This window comes from Aeromonas sp. R2-3, from assembly GCF_040908375.1.
GTDB classification, from domain to species: Bacteria; Pseudomonadota; Gammaproteobacteria; order Enterobacterales; family Aeromonadaceae; genus Aeromonas; species Aeromonas veronii.
In genome coordinates this window covers 282,486-300,821 of record NZ_JBFODP010000017.1, presented here as the reverse complement: position 1 = coordinate 300,821, position 18,336 = coordinate 282,486, and the positions used below count along the sequence as shown (strand labels likewise).

The window sequence follows — 18,336 nt, the reverse complement described above, 5'->3', positions numbered from 1 at the left end:
GTAACCATCATGAACTACAAGACGCTGACCCTGACCCTGCTGCTTGGCCTTGCCACCCAGACCAACCTGCAAGCCGAAGAGATGATGCACCACGAAGGGCACGAGATGAGCCAGACGGGTGAGATGAGCGAACAGGGCGCAATGGTGATGACCAAGGGGGTCATTACCCGCCTCGATGAGGGGAGCGGCAAGGTCGGCATCAAGCACGAGGCGATCGAGAATCTCAAGATGCCCGCCATGACCATGGTCTTTCGAGTGGCAGATCCGGCCCAGCTCAAAGGGCTCAAGGTGGGGGATGCCATCCACTTTCATGCCGAAAGCCAGAGCGGCAAGCTCACAGTGACAGCCATCCAGCCGCAATAAACGGCTCTGGCTCGCCGAAGAGGTCACGATAGACAGTGACAACGCAAGAGGGAGGCATCAGCCTCCCTCTTCTTTTGCTCAACCTGTTCGTTGGGTCAACCTCTGGCACGCGATAGCACTCAGCTGCGGGTTGCCAGCAACTGCTCCACATCCTCGATCACCTTGAGGGCCGCCTGCGGGCCGCCGCTGGAGGTCCAGAGCGACCCGTCCACGGCGCCAAAGCGCTTGGCCTTGATCACCGGCAGCTGCTGGAACGCCGGGGTCTGCTCCGCCTGACGCATAGCATCCACCGCATCACCGGTGGCGCTCAGGGTGCCGACCACCAGCCAGTCGGCATCCAGCAGGTTGAGGGACTCCAGACTGAGCGCCGGTGAGTGGGGTGCGCCAGTACCCTGCTGCTTGCTTGGGCGTACCAGCCCCATCGACTCCACTACGCTGCTGGCAAAGGTGCCCTGATACATAAAGCTCGGCCCCTTGGGGTTCCAGCGCACTATGCTGATGCTCTCCCCCTGATGCTTGGCCAGCTTGCTGCGGGCCTGAGTCAACCGCTCGGCATACTGCAGCAAGAAAGTATCCCCTTGCTGGTCGCGGTTAAGGGTGTGAGCGGTGCGGCGGAAGCTATCCTGCCACGGCTCACCCCACTTGCTGGTCACCACGGTCGGCGCGATCTCCCCCAGCAAGGTCAGCAGCTCGGGACGGGTCTGGCCGGTCAGGATAAGGTCAGGCTCCAGCGCAATCAGCGACTCCAGATTGGGGCTGTCGAGATCACCGATCACCTGGATACCCATGCCCGCCTTGTTCAGCAAATAGCGGGGCAAGGTGGGTTGACCACGGCCATTGACGGCGCCGATGGGGGTCAGCCCCAGAGTCAGGGTGCTGTCGAGTTCGAGCTCGCTGAGCACCACCACCCGCGTTGGCTGGACTGGCACCTGCACCTTTTGGCCAAACGCATCGGTCACTTCACGCATATCCTGCGCCTGAACCAGCGGCGCGGCCAGCATCAGGATGGCTGCTGCCAGGGCGGCAAAACGCTTCATCATCTCACTCCTTCTCGTTGCACGGCCCGGATAATCGGCCGCGTAAATACACTCGGCGGGCCAACAGAGCAGGCCCATATGACTCAACTCACCGAACGCAGGGAACGGCCATGTTCGTGACGACGGGGCACGATAATGGGCGCCCCATCGCCGGGGGCATGCAGAATGTCAACACTGGTCTGGTAGAGCCGGTCGATCAGGGATTTGGTCACCACCTCCCGGGCTGGGCCCATGGCGGCAATGGTCCCCTCGCCGATGGCGATCAGCTCGTCGCAGTAGCGGGCCGCCATCGCCAGATCATGGATCACCAGCAGCACGGTTTTGCCCTCGGCAGTGATGCGGTGGATTGCCTCCATCACCTCGGTCTGGTGACCGATATCGAGGGCGCTGGTGGGCTCGTCAAGCAGCACCATGTCGCTGTCCTGGGCCAGGATCATCGCCAGCCACGCCCGCTGCGCCTGCCCGCCGGAGAGGGACGCGGCGCTCTGCTGCCAGATGCTTTCAAGCTGCATCCGCTCGCAGGCAATACGCACCATGCGGGCATCCTCCTCACCCCACTGATTGAACCAGCCCTGATGGGGGTGACGGCCATACTGCACCAGCTGCTCCACCAGAATGCCGGCAGGCAGAGTCGGCCGCTGGGGCAGATAGGCGAGCTCCCGCGCCAGCCCCTTCATGGGGTAGCTGGCAAGCGGCTTGCCTTTGAGCAGGATCTCGCCGCGTTGGGCTTTCATCTGGCCGGATAACAGCTTGAGCAGGGTCGATTTGCCGCAGCCGTTGGGGCCGACGATCCCCACCAGCTTGCCCCTCGGCACACTGAAGGAGATGTCCCGCAGGATGGGAGTCTGCTGATAGGCGAAGTGGAGGCGATTTACGGTGAGCGTCATCAGTCAGCCCTCTGGCGATCGTTAACAAGAAGAAACAGCAGCAACAGGCCACCGAGAATGCGGGTCATGATACCGGTCGCCACCTCGTGGGGGCTGGCCAGCACCCGGACCAGGGTATCGCTGGCAAGCAGCAGCAGTGCGCCGCTGAGTGCCGCCAGCCAGAGCGGCACTACCCGGTCTTTCACCAGCCAGGAGGCAAGAATGGGGGCCGCCATGGCGATAAAGACCACGGGGCCGCCGATGGCGGTGCCGAGTGCCGCCACCAGAATGGCCTGGGCCAGAATGCCCAGTTGTACCCGATCGCCGTTGACGCCAAGCCCTCTGGCCATCTCGGGACCAAAGCGCAGCACCGCCAGCGCGCGGGAGAGATAGACGATCCAGGGGCAGAGCAGCAGCAACAGGATAGCGATGGGGGTGATGGTGCTGTAACCCACGGCGATAAAGCTGCCCATATTCCACAGATAGAGGGAACTCAGGTGCAGCAGGGCCTGAGTGGACATCACAAACTGGCCGAGCGCCTCGAACAGCTCGGAGAGGCCGATGCCGATCACCACGAACAGATAGCCCTGCTCACCCGGCTTGCGGCAGAGGGCATAGAGCACCAGCGCCGCGAAGATGGCGCCGATGGGTGCCGCCCACCAGGGCCAGCTGCCCACGGTTAGGTAGAGGGAGAAGACGATGATGGCCAGAGAGGCCCCGTTGTTGACCCCCACCATATCGGGTGTGGCCAGCCGGTTGCGCACCAGCGTCTGCACCAGACAGCCCGAGAGACCCATGGCCGCCCCCGCCACCACCACTCCAAGGATGCGCGGCAACCGGATCTTGAACAGGGTGAGCTGCTCAAGCCGGGTCCCCTCCCCCAGCAGGGTGTTGACCACCCCGGCAAAGCCGAGCTTGCCGCCGCCAACGCTCAGGGCCAGCAGAGCCAGCGCCAGCAGCACCACGGCCAGCAGAGCAAGCCAGCGCCAGCTGGGCAGATGGATCAGCAAAGAGCGGTTGCCGGCCCGCAGGCAGAGCATATCGGTAGGTGTGCGCATCAGCCCCTCACTTGACGGTCAGCAGGGTACGAAAGCCCCCGCGATGAACAATGGCGATCAGCACAGGTGCACCGATCAGGGCCAGAATGACCCCGTTTGGCAACTCGAACGGCTGGATCAGCCAGCGCGCCAGAATGTCGGCCAACAGCAGAAACAGCATGCCGAACAGGGCGGAGAAACAGACCTGCACCGACAGCTTCACCGGCTCCACCAATCGGCCACAGTAGGCGGCCAGAAAGCCGACAAAGCCGATAGGGCCGGCGATGGCGATGGCACTGGCGGTAAACAGGGTGGAGGCCAGCAGCACGCCAATTCGCACCCGGTTTGGGCGGATCCCCAGCGCCTGGGCCTGACTGTCCCCCATCTGCATCAGGGTCAGCTGGCGACAGAGCAGCAGGGTGATGACAAACGCCGCCAGCACGAAGGGCAGTACGGCAATGATGGCATCGAGATTGGCCGCCGACAGGGAGCCGAGGTTCCAGAAGCGGTACTGCTCCAGCACCATCTTGTTGGAGAGCATCAGAAAGCTGGAGAGACCGCCGAAGGTGGCGGAGAGCGCCACCCCGACCAGAATGAGCTTGAGCGGGTTGGAGCGGCCAATCATCATGCCGAGCCCCAACACAATCACGTTGCCGAGCAGCGCGCCTAGTCCTGCCCAGAGCAGATAGCCGTAAGCGGACTCCACGCCAAACCAGGTGAACCCCACCACCAGCGCAAAGACGGCCCCGGCGTTGACGCCGAGCAGGCCGGGTTCCGCCAGCGGGTTGCGGGTCGCGCTCTGCAACAAGGAGGCTGCCAGAGATAAAGAGGCACCGACCACCATGGCACAGAGGGTGCGCGGGATTCGCAAGGTATTGAGCACCATGGCGAGCTTCTCGTCGCCAACCCAGCGGGCATCCCCCATCAGGTAGCCGAGCACCTCGCGGGCACCATAGACGCCCGCACCGGTGGCGAGCGAGAGAGAAAGCAGTACGAACAGGAGGAACAATCCCAGCCAGAACAGCGAGGTCTGGTCTCTAAACACCCTTTAACTCCTTATGGTGGCAATGCGCATGTTGTTGACATTCATGTGGTTGAAATAAAAGCCTTCACCCGAGGTGATACCGTGGCAACAACGGAAGCCCGCCAGTGCGGGCTCCCGCTCAGCCACTACATCTTGTAGGCCACACCGGCATAGACAGTGCGCCCGTCGAGGATCTGATCGGCCTCGGTGGAAACCCAGTCACGCTTGGTATTGGTCAGGTTGTTGAGCCCAAACTTCAGCTCCAGTGCCCGGGTGGCGTTCCAGACTGCCCCGATATCCAGTGTGTGGAATCCGGCGGTAGTCTCATAGGTGGTGCCGCTCATGCGCGGAACCGGCAGGATCTGGCTGCCGGTGTAGTTCCAGCCGAGCTGGGTACTCAGGCTCTCGATGACCTGCCACTCCAGCTTGGCGTTGGCGGTATGCTCCGGCGTCCGATAGAGATCCTTGCCGCTGGTCTTGTCCTCCCCGTCGATCAGGGTGACGTTGCTGGAGAGGGTCAGGGCATCGGTGATATCAAACCAGCCGCTCAGCTCCACCCCCTTGATGCGGGCCTTGCTGACATTCTGATAGGTCATCACAGCCGGACGCCAGGTGGCGGTCCATGCCTCGCTCTGGATCTTGTCCTTGATATCGTTGTGGAAGGCGGTAACCCCGGCGCCCCAGAACGAACCATCATAGGCGGTGCCCAGCTCGTAGCTGACGGCGGTTTCCGGCTTCAGATCCGGGTTGCCCACCACGGCGCAGCGACCGCGACAGGCAGCTACGGCATAATCCGGGTTGGACTGGGCAATGGTCGGCGCCTTGAACGCCTTGCCAATGCCGCCCTTGACCACCCAGTTGTCAGTCAGGCTGTAGAGGGCATAACCGCGGGGGCTGAACTCGGTGCCATAGGTCTCGTGGTGATCGACCCGGCCACTCAGGGTCAACGCCAGATCGCCAAAGCCAAACTCATCCTGCAGATAGAGCGCGCTCTGGTTGACGCTGACATCGCCCCCCTTGAGGTTGACGTTATGCTTGAGTTCGGTGATGCGGTACTCGGCACCACTGGTCAGCAGGTGGCTGCCCAGATTACCGCTCAGCTGGCCATCGAAGGTGTGGTTGGTCTGGCTCACATCGCCGCTGGTCTTGCTCAGCGCCGTCATCAGTTCGGAGTCGTCAAACAGGTCAACCTGCTCGAAGGCATAGCCGACCCGGCTGTCGAACTGATCCCAACGGCCGACGTGAGTGGCATTGAGCCCCAGTCGCTCCATTTGCTGGATATTGCGCGGCGTCTGGCCGTAGTTGTTCCAGTGGGCCTCCCGATCGTCTTTGGCGTAGTTCATCCCTACATCCAGATCCTGACGATCATCGATCAACCATTTGACGTTGGAGAGGATCCCCAGCTTTTCACGCTGCTCGATTGCATCGGCCTTGGGGTTGATGCTCTGCTCGCTCTGCCAGGCATCCCGGTGATTCCCTTCTACCACCAGGTTGGCCAGCAGCTTGTTGTCGATCAGCGCCCCGCCCACATAGGCGCTCGCCTTGTTGATAGTCCCGCCGTGACCATCGGTGGGATCGCTGAAGGTATAGGTGGCCGCCGCTTCGGTCTTCTCCCCGGGTTGGCGCAAGATGACATTGACCACCCCACCCAGCGCATCGGCACCGTAGAGGGAGGAGATAGGGCCACGGATCACTTCGATACGCTCGATGGCCGCCATCGGGATGGCGGAGAGATCGAAATCATTGCCATAACCGGAGGTAAGAGCATCGCGGGAGCTGATACGCCGACCATTGACCAGCAACAGGGTGTAATCCCCCTCCAGCCCGCGCAACTTGATCTCGCTGCGGCCGTAGCTGGTGGCAGGGCTGATATTGACCCCCGGCAACTGTTTCAGAGCGCCGGTCAGATCATTGACATTGAGCTTGTCGAGCTCAGCCCGGGTCACCACAGAGACGCTGGCCGGGGCGGTCAGCTCGCTGTGCCGGGTTTTACTCGCCGTCACCACCATAGTTTCATGAGCGGCGACAGGCGCAGTCCCTTGGGCCAGAACTGGCAGGGTAAAAAGGGACAACACCAGCGGATGCACTGCAAATCGTCGGGATGATGTACGCATCATCAACACTCCACATAAAACAACCAGGGCCAACACCACCGACATCCCTGTCTGACCTCGCCAGACCCGGTGCAAAGTGATGGAGTTCATTGGCATGAACAGTCGTCCATGCCCCATCACCCCGAACATCAGTGCATTACGGCAGGCCCTGCGTTGTGCTATGCCACTCGCAGCCATCAATAACAAAAGCGCCATACCGACTGACATCGGGACGGCGCAATACTAAATGCAAATCATTTTTATTTGCAAGCGTGAATCAGGTATTCTTTCGCATCCGCTTAATTATCCATCACATCGTGACGGGTCTGGTGATAGGCCTCTTCACTCTTGCCCCGGCGCCAGTACGGCACGGCGTAGAGCGACTGACGATCCACCTCGAGCACGGAACGAAAATGGCGGCGCAGCGGCAGCACCAGCGCCTCTTCCCCACCCAGCCAGAAGAAGCCACCATCGCGCACCAGCGGCAGAGCAATCACATGCTCCAGCAGGCCACTGGACTCGGGCTCGCCGACAAACCAGTGACAGCGCACCCCGACCGGTAGTGTCAACGGCTGAGCATCGGCCTGATCCGGCACCAGAATCGCAATTTCCCCTCTGGCATCGGCAGGCATCACCTCACACATCGCCATGATGGCGGGCAAGGCGGTGAGATCCCCCACCAGGCAGTAGTGATCGGCCGGTTGCAGCATGGGGTTGGGACCACCCGGCCCGGAGAGGATCACCTTCTCTCCCGGCTTGGCATGGGTGGCAAAGGCGCTGGCGGGCCCACCGTCACCGTGCAGCACGAAGTCGATATCAATCTCCTGCTCATCACGGCGAAACGCACGGATGGTGTAGGTGCGGATCACCGGCTTGTCTGCCGGGTCACTCCAGCGCGGGCCGCTCGGGGTCATGGCTGGCAGCACCGGCTCTACCTGATAGGGCTGGGCCAGCATCACCTTGATATGGGCTCCACCGCAGGTAAAGGGATAGTCAGCCAGTTCGCTGCCACCAAAGGTGATGCGACGCAAATGGGGGGTGATCTGGGTAATGGCTTTGACAGCCAGCAGACGGGGGCGATTGGGAGGCAGAGATGGGGACACGATGGGGCTCCTCGTTGAGTGTGTCGCCCATGCTACACGCAAATAGGAATCACTATCAAATAAGATTGTTTCTCGTCTAATAGCTACAAACTGGATTCAAACATTCCCAACCACTGGCATACACACCCCAATCCAGAAATAGGCTTTATGCACGCTAGCTCCATGATTGGGCAAAGAAAGCAGCCGGACAACGCCACTGTTACAAAGGGTTCCATTTGCTTATTTCGACCATAGTTTTTCGAGATCAAATTTTATTTCCCAATAAGTTTCCTATCCTTAGTGAAGCAGTTAATGTAAGCACAGGATGCCAAACAGGATTGTATGATGGATGACCAGATCCTGATTATTGATGATGACGATCTCTCCCTCCCCGACGCACAGCAAGCGGGCTGGAAGGTGATGATTGTTGACGATGAGCCTGAAGTGCATCGCATCACCAAAATCACCTTGAACAAATTCGAGTTTGACAATCGCCCCATCGATTTTCTGCATGCCTATTCCGCGGCGCAGGCCAAAGAGTTGCTGGCCACCACCCCGGACGTTGCCCTGTTGCTGCTGGACGTGGTGATGGAGGTCGACCACGCCGGCCTCGATGTCGTCAAATACGTCCGTGAAGATCTGCAAAACAAGATGGTACGCATCGTGTTGCGTACCGGCCAACCCGGCCAGGCGCCGGAAGATGACGTGGTCACCAACTACGACATCAACGACTACAAGGATAAAACCGAGCTCACCTCCCAGAAGCTGCGCACCTTGCTGCGGGCCAGCCTGCGCTCATATCGGGATATTCGCACCCTGGAGAGTAACCGTCAGGGGCTGGAAAAAGTCATCGAAGCCTCCAAGGGGATCTTTGAGAAACGGGCCCTGCGCCAGTTTGTCGAAGGCGCCCAGGAGCAGCTCAGCGCCCTGCTCCATCTGGGGGAAACCCAGATATACGACGTCAAGCAATACGCCTATGAGGTGAAGGATCAAGTATTGGAGCCCCTGCTCCCCGGCCATCCCGCCATGCTCCTCACGGACGCGCCGGAGATCCTGCGCCAGGCTATGAGCAAGCGCAGCAATGTCTATAACGCCACCCAGATGGTGCTCTACTGCCAGAATCCGCGCCACCACCTGCTGTTCCACATCGAGACCACCCGCCAGCTCAGCCAGATCGATACCAGTCTGCTGACCCTGTTTACCGAAAACATCATAGTGGCGCTGGAGAATATCCGACTCAATGAGGTGATCGCCGACAACCAGCGGGAGATCATCTATCGCATCGGCGAACTGGTCGAAACCCGTTCCAAAGAGTCAGGACTGCACGTCAAACGGGTCGCGCTCTATACCGAACAATTCTGCCACCTGATGGGCATGAGCGAAGAGCAGAGCGAGCTGGTGAAACGTGCCTCGCCGCTCCATGACATTGGCAAGGTGGGAATTCCCGATGCCATCTTGCACAAGCCGGGCAAGCTGACACCGGAAGAGTGGGAGATCATGAAAACCCACGCCCAGCTCGGGCAGGATATGCTCTCCGGCAGTGATCTGGCGCTGTTCCAGATTGGTGCCACCATCGCTGGCAATCACCATGAGAAGTGGAATGGCAGTGGCTATCCCCGCGGTTTGAAGGGGGCCGATATTCCGCTGGAGGGGCGAATTGTGGCGCTGGCTGACGTGTTCGATGCCCTGGGTTCGGATCGCTGCTACAAGAAGGCGTGGCCGCTGGACAAGGTGCTGGCCCTGATTGAAGAGGAGAAGGGGCAGCATTTCGACCCCCAGCTGGTCGAGCTGATGATGGCCAATCTGGACAAGTTCCTCGAGATCCGCGAGCAAAACAAGGATGTCTATATCGGCGAACACTGATAGCCAGCTTGTTCTGTTTATGAACTAAAAAAAACCGCCCTGCTTATCAGGGCGGTTTTTTATCTCTGGCATCACGCCACTTCAGTACGAGGGTTACTGCTCTGGCAGATTGAGATCCAGCTTGGCAGCAGGTTGTCCGGCTTGCTGATTCTCGGCCTGCGCAGCGGCCAGAGCACGCTTCAGGGCACGCCGTTTTTGTACCACCACAAACCCGACCCCACCCAATACCGCCAGCAGCACACCACCACCCGCCAATGCCCAGATCAGCCAGCCCATTTCCTCCTCTGCCGGAGCTTCATGGGTCGCCTCGGCACTGGAGGCCGGTGCGGCGGCCGACACCACCTCTACAGGAGGCGGCGGTGGCGGGAAGACATTGAAGGTTTTCACCGGCAACTCGATTTTCAGCTCACGGCCGAGGCGAGTGGTGCCATAGAGGGTTGCTTTCACCTCATGCTGACCGACCTCCTTGATGTTGGAGAGATCGATAACAAGCTTGGGATCGCTGGCGATCTCGCTGAACTCGTAGAGGCCGCCCACATTGCTGGTCACACTCCCCTTGACAACCACGGAAGCAGGATCCAGCTCATCACGGTCGATTAGCAGTGAGAGCTTGGCACCGAGCTCATCCGAAGGCGGCGACAAGTTATAGCTGAACGGGTAGGGGTAAAGCAGTACATCCTGATAACGGGCACGGACAAACACCTGATTGCCGGTGCTGAACATGGCGCGGTACTTGCCACCGGGAATATCCTGCAGCGTCACTTCCGCCGTCATGATGCCATCGCCTGGCACCTCATCTAGCCCCTTGCCATCATCGCGATAGTGGCCAAGTACTTGATCCAGCACGACCTCTTTCTTATCGGCATCGCTGAACGATTGCAGCTTGACGGTCATGCCAAGGTCAGAGAGATAGTATTTATCTTTCGGCGGCTGACCATTGATCAACAACCACGCCTTGAGCTTGACCACCTCCCCCTGATAGAGCTGCATCGGCAGGGCGGCGATATCGAGCCGGATATCGGAGAGAATGCGCACCCGGTTGTCGGGATCCACCTCGCCAATCGCCTGCCAGGGGCCCGGCATGGGATTGCGCAGGGTAATGAGATCATGCTCCGGCAGCGCCAGCCAACCCACGTCGGCGGGTTTGACCCTACCCACGTAAAGCTTGCTGCCATCGGGTCGAACCAGGATCACGGACGGGGTGCCCGGCTTGCGCTTGATGATGAAGGTGATCTCCTTCACGCCGTAATCGATGCGAAAGCGGTTATCCAGCAGCGGAATATCGGAAGGGGAAAATACCTCGGTCGCCGTCGCCCCTAGCGAGAGCAACAACAGCAGACCGGCACACCACTTGCTCATTGCCGCCACAGACAACTTCCTCCTTTCTTCTGTACCAGATCCAGTCTCGCCTCGTGCAGGGCCTGAACCTCGGCACTGGCACGCACCACCTTGAGGGCGGGTCGGTTGCTCTCCAACCTGCGAATGCTGGTGTCCTGATTGTTTTCGTTTTCGTTGCTCTCGGTGGCCAGATTGAGTTTGGTCTGGCCACCGGTCATCAGCAGGTATACGTCCGCCAGGATCTCCGCATCGAGCAGAGCCCCGTGCAGGGTACGGTGGGAGTTGTCGATACCGTAACGATCGCACAGCACATCCAGGTTGTTGCGCTTGCCGGGGAAGAGATCCCGCGCCATCGCCAGGGTATCTGTGATGGTGCAGATATCCGCCGTCTTGAAGTTGAGTCCGAGCTTGCTGAACTCATAGTCCATGAAGCTCACGTCAAACGGTGCGTTGTGAGCGATCAGTTCGGCGCCGCGGATGAACTCGAGGAATTCATCGGCAATCTGGCTGAACGACGGTTTGTCACGCAGAAACTCGTCGGTGATACCGTGCACCTGGATCGCTTCCGGGTCGACCAGACGATCAGGCTTGATATAGACGTGATAGTGGTTACCGGTCAGCTTGCGGTTGATCACCTCCACACAGCCGATTTCGATAATGCGGTGCCCCAGATAGACAGGGCCACCCGCCGTATTCATACCTGTGGTTTCAGTATCCAGAATGATCTGGCGATTCAGTTGGGGTGTGTTCATGATCCAATCTATGTCAAACTTCGGCTTTACTTACTCGCTAGTTTACCCCAAGCCTCATGTTAAAACAGATTGATTGCTCATGTTAAAACAGATTGATGTCTATACCGACGGCTCCTGCCTCGGCAATCCGGGCCCGGGTGGTTACGGGGCCGTGATGGTCTACGGCAAGCACCGCAAAGAGATTTCCGCCGGATTCAAGTTGACCACCAATAACCGGATGGAACTGATGGCCGCCATCATGGGGCTGCGCGCCCTCAACGAACCGTGCAAGGTGCGCCTCACCACCGACAGCCAGTATGTCCGCCAGGGGATCACCCAGTGGATCATCGGCTGGAAGAAGAAAGGGTGGATGACCGCCAACCGGCAACCGGTCAAGAACGTCGATCTCTGGAAGGAGCTGGATGCGGAAGTGGGTCGCCACCAGATTGAGTGGCTCTGGGTGAAGGGTCACTCCGGCCACCCGGAGAACGAACGGTGCGACGAGCTGGCCAGAGAGGCCGCCTGCGGCAAGGATCTGGCCGAGGATACCGGCTACCAGCCCTGACGGGCCATTCCCGGTGTGGCGAGGGATTTTGGCAGTTGCCAGCGCCGCCGCACCGGGATCAGTGGAAAGCGCCGTTTACGGGCCGCAATAACGTATACCGATGCAAATGCCCTGCAATAATCCCGCCCGATACTCTCTCGCCACCAACTGTGCCAGCTCTGTTTTCCCATAAACGAATAACCAAAGCGCTCGTCGAACATCACCTCGCATCCCAGCAGATGCAACCAGTCCGTCACCCGCCCCGGGGTGAACATCCGTGCCGACCAGGGCATTCTGCGCCGCAAGAACGGCACACAGTGACCGATCCCGACCAGACTCATGGGGTTATAGCCACTGATGATCAGCCAGCCATCGTCGGTCAACACTCTTTCGGCTTCGCGCAACACTTGGTGGGGATCGGCGGAGAAATCGAGGCAGTGAGCCAGCAGGCAGGCATCGACGCTGCCGGTCCGCACCGGCAGATCGAGGGGGTCGCCATACATGTCGAGCAGCCGCCCGCCGGGGGCAACCCCGATCTGGTGACGAATGGAGGAGCGTTTGCAGGAGAGTTCAGCGCTCAGAGCGCCAATTTTCAGCAGATGATACCCAAACAGATTGGGACACCAGTTGTCGAGTCGATCCTGGATCTCGGCCGCCACCCAGTCCCCCATAGGCAATGCAGACCAGCTGGTCGGGATCTCGATTTGTTGTTCGGTACGTGCCACCTGCATAATAGGGCTCAACTCGGGGTTTCGAACGCCATCCTGTTATATAAGATACCCTCCCTAAAGAGAAGCAGACTCATGTATCCAGTGATCACAGTTCCAGCCTTTAATGACAACTACATCTGGTTGATCCGCCACGAAAATCACTGTCTGGTGGTCGATCCGGGCGATGCCGCCCCCGTGCTGGAGCGGCTCGAGGCATTGGGGCTGGTGCTCGATGCCATCCTGCTGACCCATCACCATCACGACCATGTCGGGGGCGTCACCGACCTGCTTGCCCACTTCCCCCACGCCCGGCTCTATGGCTCCAAACTTGACCCGATGCCGGATCACCACGGTCAGTGGCTGGAAGATGGCGATCAGATCAACTGGCACGGCCTCGCCCTCGAGGTGATCCATGTGCCCGGGCACACTCGCGGCCACATCGCCTACCACGGTAACGGCATGCTGTTTTGTGGCGATACCCTCTTCTCGGCCGGTTGTGGCCGCCTGTTTGAAGGGACGCCGGAGCAGATGTACCACTCGCTGCAACGACTCGCCGCCCTGCCCGATGAGACCCTCATTTATTGTGCTCACGAGTACACCCTCTCAAACCTGCGTTTTGCCTATGCGGTCGAGCCGGATAACCCGGCGATCCGCCGCCAGATCGGGCTGATCAGCAAACTGCGGCAACAGGGGCTGCCAAGCCTGCCAAGCCGGCTGGGTGACGAACGCGCTTTCAACATTTTTCTGCGATGCGAACAGGATTCAGTGAAATTTTCTGCTGAAAAGCACGGGCTAAAATGCGTGGAAAATCCGGTAGATACCTTCACCATCCTGCGTCAGTGGAAGGACGTTTTTTGAACAAACCTTGATCAGGGGGCCATTGCCCCTTATGATGCGAGCTGTTTTTCCTAAAAATGACCGGAACGAGATGAAGGTACGAACGGCCTTATTGGCAGCGCTGTTGCTCAGCGGCTGCCAAAACCTGAGCCATCAGGATGACCGGGCGCTAACGGCAATCGAGCCGATCAAGTCCCCCCAGGTCAAGAAAAAAGCGCATAAAAAACACTCTTCCCATTTTCTGTTTGGCGATGAACAGCTGGACGAAATGGAAGATACGGACAATCTGTGGGTGCGTATCAGCGATGATATGCAACTGGAAACTCCGGACAACCCGCGCATCCGCCAGCAACGTGAGTGGCTGTTGCGCAATGATAAGCATCTGGCGACCATTGCCAGCCGGGCTGAACCCTACCTCTATCTGATGGTAGAGGAGATTGAACGGCGTGAGCTGCCAATGGAGCTTATTACTGTCCCGATGATCGAGAGCATGTTTGATCCTCATGCCCGATCCCGCAGCAATGCCGTCGGACTCTGGCAGTTTGTGCCAGCGACAGGCAGAAACTTCGGTCTGCGCCACGACAACTGGTATGACGGACGGCGCGATGTGCTGGCCTCCACCAATGCGGCGCTTGACTATCTGGAATACCTGAACCGCTTCTTTGACGGTGACTGGCTGCAAACGCTGGCCGCCTACAATGCCGGGGAAGGACGGGTGCGCAACGCCATACAGCGTAACCAGCGCGCAGGCAAACCGACCGACTACTGGTCGCTCGATCTGCCCCGCGAAACCCGGATGTATGTGCCCAAGATCCTCGCCATGGCTGACATGATCAGCAATGCGGACAAGTACAATATCCAGTTGCCGGTGCTCGCCAACGAGCCGAAGCTGCGAGTGGTGGAGACCGGCAGTCAGATTGATCTGAACGTGGCCGCCCAACTGGCCGGTCTGCGCACGTCACAGCTCAAGGAGGTCAATCCGGCCCTGAGCCGTGGTGTGATGTCGCCCCGTGGCCCTTACCGCCTGCTGGTACCGGTAGAATATGCCGATACCCTGGAGCTGGCACTGGCCGATCTGCCCAAGAGCGAGCGTATTCGTACCCGCTCCTATCAGGTCACCAGTGGCGATACCCTGTCGCGCATTGCCCAGAATCATGGCGTCAGCGTGAGTGAGCTGAAGCTGGCCAACAATCTGCGCAGCAACAACCTGCGTCGCGGTCAGCAACTGGTGATCCCGACCCACGGTCAGGTCAGCAGCAAGGCCAGCTCCGCCAGCAAACCGCAACAGCTGGCAAGCCGTGGCAGCAGCCAGAAGGCCAAAGTCAGTTACAAGGTGCGCTCGGGTGACAACCTGTGGAGCATCAGCCAGGCACACGGCGTCTCCCACGAAGAGCTCGCCAAGTGGAATGGTCTGAATGCCAAGTCGGCGCTCAAGCCAGGCATGAAGCTGGTGGTCTATCCCAAGCAAGGGAAGAAGAGCGACAAATCGATGGTGTATCAGGTTCGCCGTGGCGACTCCATCTCCTCCATCGCGGCTCGCTTCCAGGTGGCCATCAACGATGTGATGCGCTGGAATCAGCTGGATAAAGGGGATTACCTCAAGCCCGGTCAGGAGCTGACCCTGTTTGTGAAGAACAACAGCTAAGCCTCACCGCTTGAACCCGATAAAAAACGGGGCCAGTCATCTGACTGGCCCCTTTTATTACTGCGGCTAACCGCTGCTGTGTCTGAGCCACCGACGAAAACAATGGCTTGGCGCCGCCTGCGGATGCATCACCGCTCTGAAGGAAAAACTATCACCGCTATTCCCAGAGCCTTGTCGGCACCACCATCAGCACGGTGCGCTGGCCGATCGCCACATTGGCATTGGGGAAGACTACCGCCTCACGCGGCTTCTCGACCGTGTAGCGAAGCTCGCCATCCTCGGCCAGCACGAACCCTTGCGGGAATTCGGTGAAGTTGTCCACATCGCTGGCAAACAGGAAGCGAAAGTCCGCCGATTTTTTGGTGATCACCCGATCGATGGCAAACAGGGTGAAATCATCCGCCCGCCACGGCTCCAGCGCCACCTCATCCTGAGTGACCAGCTCCTGCAGCGCTTGGCAGGTTTCGATAAAGCGGGTCATATCGTTCTCGCCAAACGGGCGCACCTTGCCCAACTCCACCGTAAAGGCGTGGGCACCATGCTGGCGGGAGCTGTAGTAGCTGAAGGTCGTGGTCGGACTAGCGGAGAGCAGAATAGTACGCACCCCGCAGGCGCCGAGGAACTGCACCTGCTCGCGGCAGTGAGGCCGCTCGTGGGGGAAGGGGTAGACGGCAAACTTCTCGTGGCGCGAACCGCGAATGGCGGTGTGCAGGTCGTAGTGGTAACGGGGACGAGCCGGATTGGCAAAGAAGCGGCTCACATACTGCTCGAGGCGCATGGCGCGGATCCGCTCCCGATTGCAGAGCCCCTCCCCCTTGCTGTGTGCTCCGGAGAAGAGCCGGTTCATGTTCTCCTCCACCTCCCGCAGCCCCAGATTCATCGCCGCCGGATTGCCAAACAGGAACAGCACCCGATGACGAGCGCTCAGCTCGCCTGAGAGCAGACGACTCAGCAGCTGGTTGCAGATCTCGATGGGAGCGGTCTCGTTGCCGTGGATTCCGCAGGAGAGGACGATATCCTTGCGCCCTCCCGGCTGGCCGCCCGCGCCACTGGCAGGCTCCAGACAGAGCACGCCGGTATCCCAGACGCTGACCCGCGCACCATCGGACAGGGCAAATTCAAAGGGCTCAAGCTGCCACTCATGGCTGCGGGTCAAGGCCAAAAAATCGTGCTGGGGAATCATCCGTCTCACCCTCTCGCTCTGGAATACTATGGCCGGATTATACGCAAGGCATCGCGGCTTAAAATCGTTTTTTAAACAAATTCAAACATTAACGATACAAGTGTGATAACAATCGAACGACGACAGCAATGACGGTAGCGATATGGAATAAAGAGGAGAGGAAAAAGGATCAATAAATAACGGGGAAAAACGGGGGGAGGATAAAACAGACAATGACAGACCTGGCGGCTGGACGCCACAGGAGCAGAACAGCAAACGACTCAGCAGAAAAACAAGGCATCCATGCCCGGCAGATCAACCACGCCAGAACGGCTTGGTGGTCTCTTGATAACGGTCAGCTTCGTTCAGGCCGATGTCTTTGAGCAGGTACTCGGGCAGCTCGGAGAGCTGGCGACGGCTGCGGCTGCGCTCCAGCCAGGTCAGAACGGTCATTTTAACGCGAGCAACCAGATTCAATTGGCTGGAATGCTGGTAACCGGTTTCGGTATAAGTCATGTTGGCCATGATGTGGCTCCTCTGAATATTTGTTTACGCACTGGGCTTTATTTGATGCGCAAAGCTTAGTCAGGGAGCAGGGCCGACTCAATTGACGAATTTTGATACGTTACATTAGGAAAACTAATAGTAAAAAACTGACTGATATAATTTTAATGCTTTGATTTATAAAGAATAATTAAGTCACTATTCGACCATCAACGGCCCGCAGCATATTGTGCTGCATGGCACCACCTTACATATGCAATTTACCGCATTGCCTATGCACTCGCCAATGGATTCGCCATGGGTGGCAACCCCGTAATTACATTCAATTGTTAATTTAATGATCTTTTTGAGATCTTAAATTAACAGCATGAAACATAAAACAAACTTATTTTTCCTCCCTCGCCGCTCCCTCGATGAAGACCCGAAAACGCCCCTCTTGGCGCGCAACCGGCATACTGGTATGGTTATTTATACAGTAGTTTATTCCCCTGCCCTGACGCCATCGTTTATGCCGTCAGAGGCGGATGAAACCACAGGATCATCGATGGATACCTTTACCCCGACCGCCGCCCTGCGTCAACAGATGGCCGCCATTGAAGCCGCTCTCAACCAGCTGGCCGATCTGCTTGGCCAGCTCGAGCTACAGGAGGCCCATGTCTATCCCCTCCCTCCGGTTGCGCAGGGGGAAGAGCACGACCCGATCGAGCAAATTGAGGTGGGCTATCTCAACGGTGAAGCCGCGCTGGCGGCCACCCTCGCAGCCTATCGGGATCACAGCGCCCGCCCCGGCTGCTCCACCAAGGCGACTCATCGGCTGCCCGGCTGGTTGCGCTTTCCTGCCGCCGCAGCCCCCTTGCTGCAACCGCTGATCGACCAAATAAACCAGCACAAGCTCGATTTCAAGGCGCTGGTGCAGCAGGCGGGGGGACGGGACGAAAAGTTCGAGCTGGTACATACCGCTCTGCCCGGGGTGATCACCTTGCAGGTCTACCGCAAACTGACCCTGCTGGCGGGAGAGCTGCAATCCCTCGGCTTTACCTGGGCTGACAAGCAGACCATCAATCGCCTAAGTCGCGAGCAGGTGCTTGAGATGCTGGAGCGCAGCCGCCGCTATATACCGGCCCTCTCCAACAACGAGGAGTGGAGCAAGATGGTGGATCAGGAGGTGTACGACATTCGCCGTCTGCCCGCCGATGCCGAGCTGCGGATCCGCCGCCCGGTCAAGACTCACCCGATGATCAACCTGCTCTGGCTGGAGCGCACCCCGCGCAAGCAGCAGATCAAGGCGAGCCTGCCTCTGCTGCTCTGCTCGGATACCCCGCCCGCGGTCACCCATCTGGGCAACTATCCCCCCAAGAGCCGACAGGCGCGGCGAGATCGCAAGATTGGCGGCGAGCCCATCATCGAGCGGCTGCACCTCTATCTCTATCAGGGGTGACTGGATCAGGAATAGCTGGGCCGCCTTGTCGCGATAAACGAAGTATCCCGCATCAGCACCCC

The 18,336-nt window shown here is 59.1% G+C and carries 17 protein-coding genes; 6 read left to right on the top strand and 11 right to left on the bottom strand.

What is annotated here, in order from left to right:
* Positions 1–9 precede the first annotated feature (9 nt).
* Positions 10–363, top strand: a complete 354-nt coding sequence (locus AB5Z02_RS07050; RefSeq protein WP_139460317.1) for a copper-binding protein — start codon at positions 10–12, stop codon at positions 361–363.
* A gap of 119 nt (positions 364–482) precedes the next feature.
* Here the strand turns inward: AB5Z02_RS07050 and AB5Z02_RS07045 are convergent, their stop codons facing one another.
* From AB5Z02_RS07045 to AB5Z02_RS07020, 6 genes are all read right to left on the bottom strand, one after another.
* Positions 483–1,400, bottom strand: coding sequence for an iron-siderophore ABC transporter substrate-binding protein (locus AB5Z02_RS07045; RefSeq protein ID WP_231719791.1), 918 nt, complete (start codon positions 1,398–1,400; stop codon positions 483–485).
* 83 nt (positions 1,401–1,483) lie between these two features.
* Entirely contained in the window at positions 1,484–2,287 is an 804-nt protein-coding gene (locus AB5Z02_RS07040) for an ABC transporter ATP-binding protein (RefSeq protein ID WP_231719634.1), read from the bottom strand.
* Positions 2,287–3,324, bottom strand: a complete 1,038-nt coding sequence (locus AB5Z02_RS07035; protein ID WP_231719633.1) for an iron chelate uptake ABC transporter family permease subunit — start codon at positions 3,322–3,324, stop codon at positions 2,287–2,289. Before AB5Z02_RS07035 ends, AB5Z02_RS07040 begins: the two co-directional genes overlap by 1 nt.
* Positions 3,325–3,331: 7 nt before the next feature.
* Complete coding sequence (locus tag AB5Z02_RS07030) at positions 3,332–4,348, bottom strand: iron ABC transporter permease (RefSeq protein ID WP_231719632.1); 1,017 nt, start codon at positions 4,346–4,348, stop codon at positions 3,332–3,334.
* A 125-nt stretch (positions 4,349–4,473) separates the two neighbouring features.
* Complete coding sequence (locus AB5Z02_RS07025; protein WP_231719790.1) at positions 4,474–6,441, bottom strand: TonB-dependent receptor; 1,968 nt, start codon at positions 6,439–6,441, stop codon at positions 4,474–4,476.
* Between the two features lie 278 nt (positions 6,442–6,719).
* Positions 6,720–7,523 (bottom strand): siderophore-interacting protein, encoded by an 804-nt coding sequence (locus AB5Z02_RS07020; RefSeq protein WP_231719631.1) that lies wholly within the window; start codon positions 7,521–7,523, stop codon positions 6,720–6,722.
* A gap of 324 nt (positions 7,524–7,847) precedes the next feature.
* On the opposite strand from AB5Z02_RS07020, the gene AB5Z02_RS07015 reads away from it, so the two are divergent.
* Entirely contained in the window at positions 7,848–9,365 is a 1,518-nt protein-coding gene (locus AB5Z02_RS07015; protein WP_005361714.1) for an HD domain-containing phosphohydrolase, read from the top strand.
* 93 nt (positions 9,366–9,458) lie between these two features.
* On the opposite strand, the gene AB5Z02_RS07010 is transcribed toward AB5Z02_RS07015, so the two are convergent.
* Positions 9,459–10,724 carry a TIGR03503 family protein gene (locus AB5Z02_RS07010; protein WP_368215823.1) on the bottom strand — a complete coding sequence of 422 codons (1,266 nt, stop codon included), beginning with the start codon at positions 10,722–10,724 and terminating at the stop codon, positions 9,459–9,461.
* Complete coding sequence (gene dnaQ, locus AB5Z02_RS07005; protein ID WP_042057938.1) at positions 10,721–11,455, bottom strand: DNA polymerase III subunit epsilon; 735 nt, start codon at positions 11,453–11,455, stop codon at positions 10,721–10,723. Before dnaQ ends, AB5Z02_RS07010 begins: the two co-directional genes overlap by 4 nt.
* 79 nt (positions 11,456–11,534) lie before the next feature.
* Here dnaQ and rnhA point away from each other — a divergent pair, with 79 nt between their 5' ends.
* Complete coding sequence (rnhA, locus tag AB5Z02_RS07000; RefSeq protein WP_076495117.1) at positions 11,535–11,999, top strand: ribonuclease HI; 465 nt, start codon at positions 11,535–11,537, stop codon at positions 11,997–11,999.
* On the opposite strand, the gene AB5Z02_RS06995 is transcribed toward rnhA, so the two are convergent.
* Entirely contained in the window at positions 11,987–12,709 is a 723-nt protein-coding gene (locus AB5Z02_RS06995; protein ID WP_005361718.1) for a methyltransferase domain-containing protein, read from the bottom strand. The genes rnhA and AB5Z02_RS06995 overlap by 13 nt on opposite strands.
* A 72-nt stretch (positions 12,710–12,781) precedes the next feature.
* Here AB5Z02_RS06995 and gloB point away from each other — a divergent pair, with 72 nt between their 5' ends.
* Together gloB and AB5Z02_RS06985 are read left to right on the top strand one after the other, a co-directional pair.
* Positions 12,782–13,546 (top strand): hydroxyacylglutathione hydrolase, encoded by a 765-nt coding sequence (gloB, locus tag AB5Z02_RS06990; protein ID WP_368215680.1) that lies wholly within the window; start codon positions 12,782–12,784, stop codon positions 13,544–13,546.
* Between the two features lie 70 nt (positions 13,547–13,616).
* Positions 13,617–15,170, top strand: a complete 1,554-nt coding sequence (locus AB5Z02_RS06985) for a LysM peptidoglycan-binding domain-containing protein (protein WP_058055865.1) — start codon at positions 13,617–13,619, stop codon at positions 15,168–15,170.
* Positions 15,171–15,327: 157 nt separating this feature from the next.
* On the opposite strand, the gene astE is transcribed toward AB5Z02_RS06985, so the two are convergent.
* Together astE and AB5Z02_RS06975 are read right to left on the bottom strand one after the other, a co-directional pair.
* Complete coding sequence (gene astE, locus AB5Z02_RS06980) at positions 15,328–16,353, bottom strand: succinylglutamate desuccinylase (RefSeq protein ID WP_368215678.1); 1,026 nt, start codon at positions 16,351–16,353, stop codon at positions 15,328–15,330.
* Between the two features lie 294 nt (positions 16,354–16,647).
* Positions 16,648–16,857, bottom strand: coding sequence for a DUF1127 domain-containing protein (locus AB5Z02_RS06975; protein WP_005337823.1), 210 nt, complete (start codon positions 16,855–16,857; stop codon positions 16,648–16,650).
* 523 nt (positions 16,858–17,380) lie between these two features.
* Here AB5Z02_RS06975 and AB5Z02_RS06970 point away from each other — a divergent pair.
* On the top strand, positions 17,381–18,274 hold the full coding sequence (locus AB5Z02_RS06970) for a DNA replication terminus site-binding protein (RefSeq protein WP_231719629.1): 894 nt from the start codon (positions 17,381–17,383) through the stop codon (positions 18,272–18,274).
* Positions 18,275–18,336 lie beyond the last annotated feature (62 nt).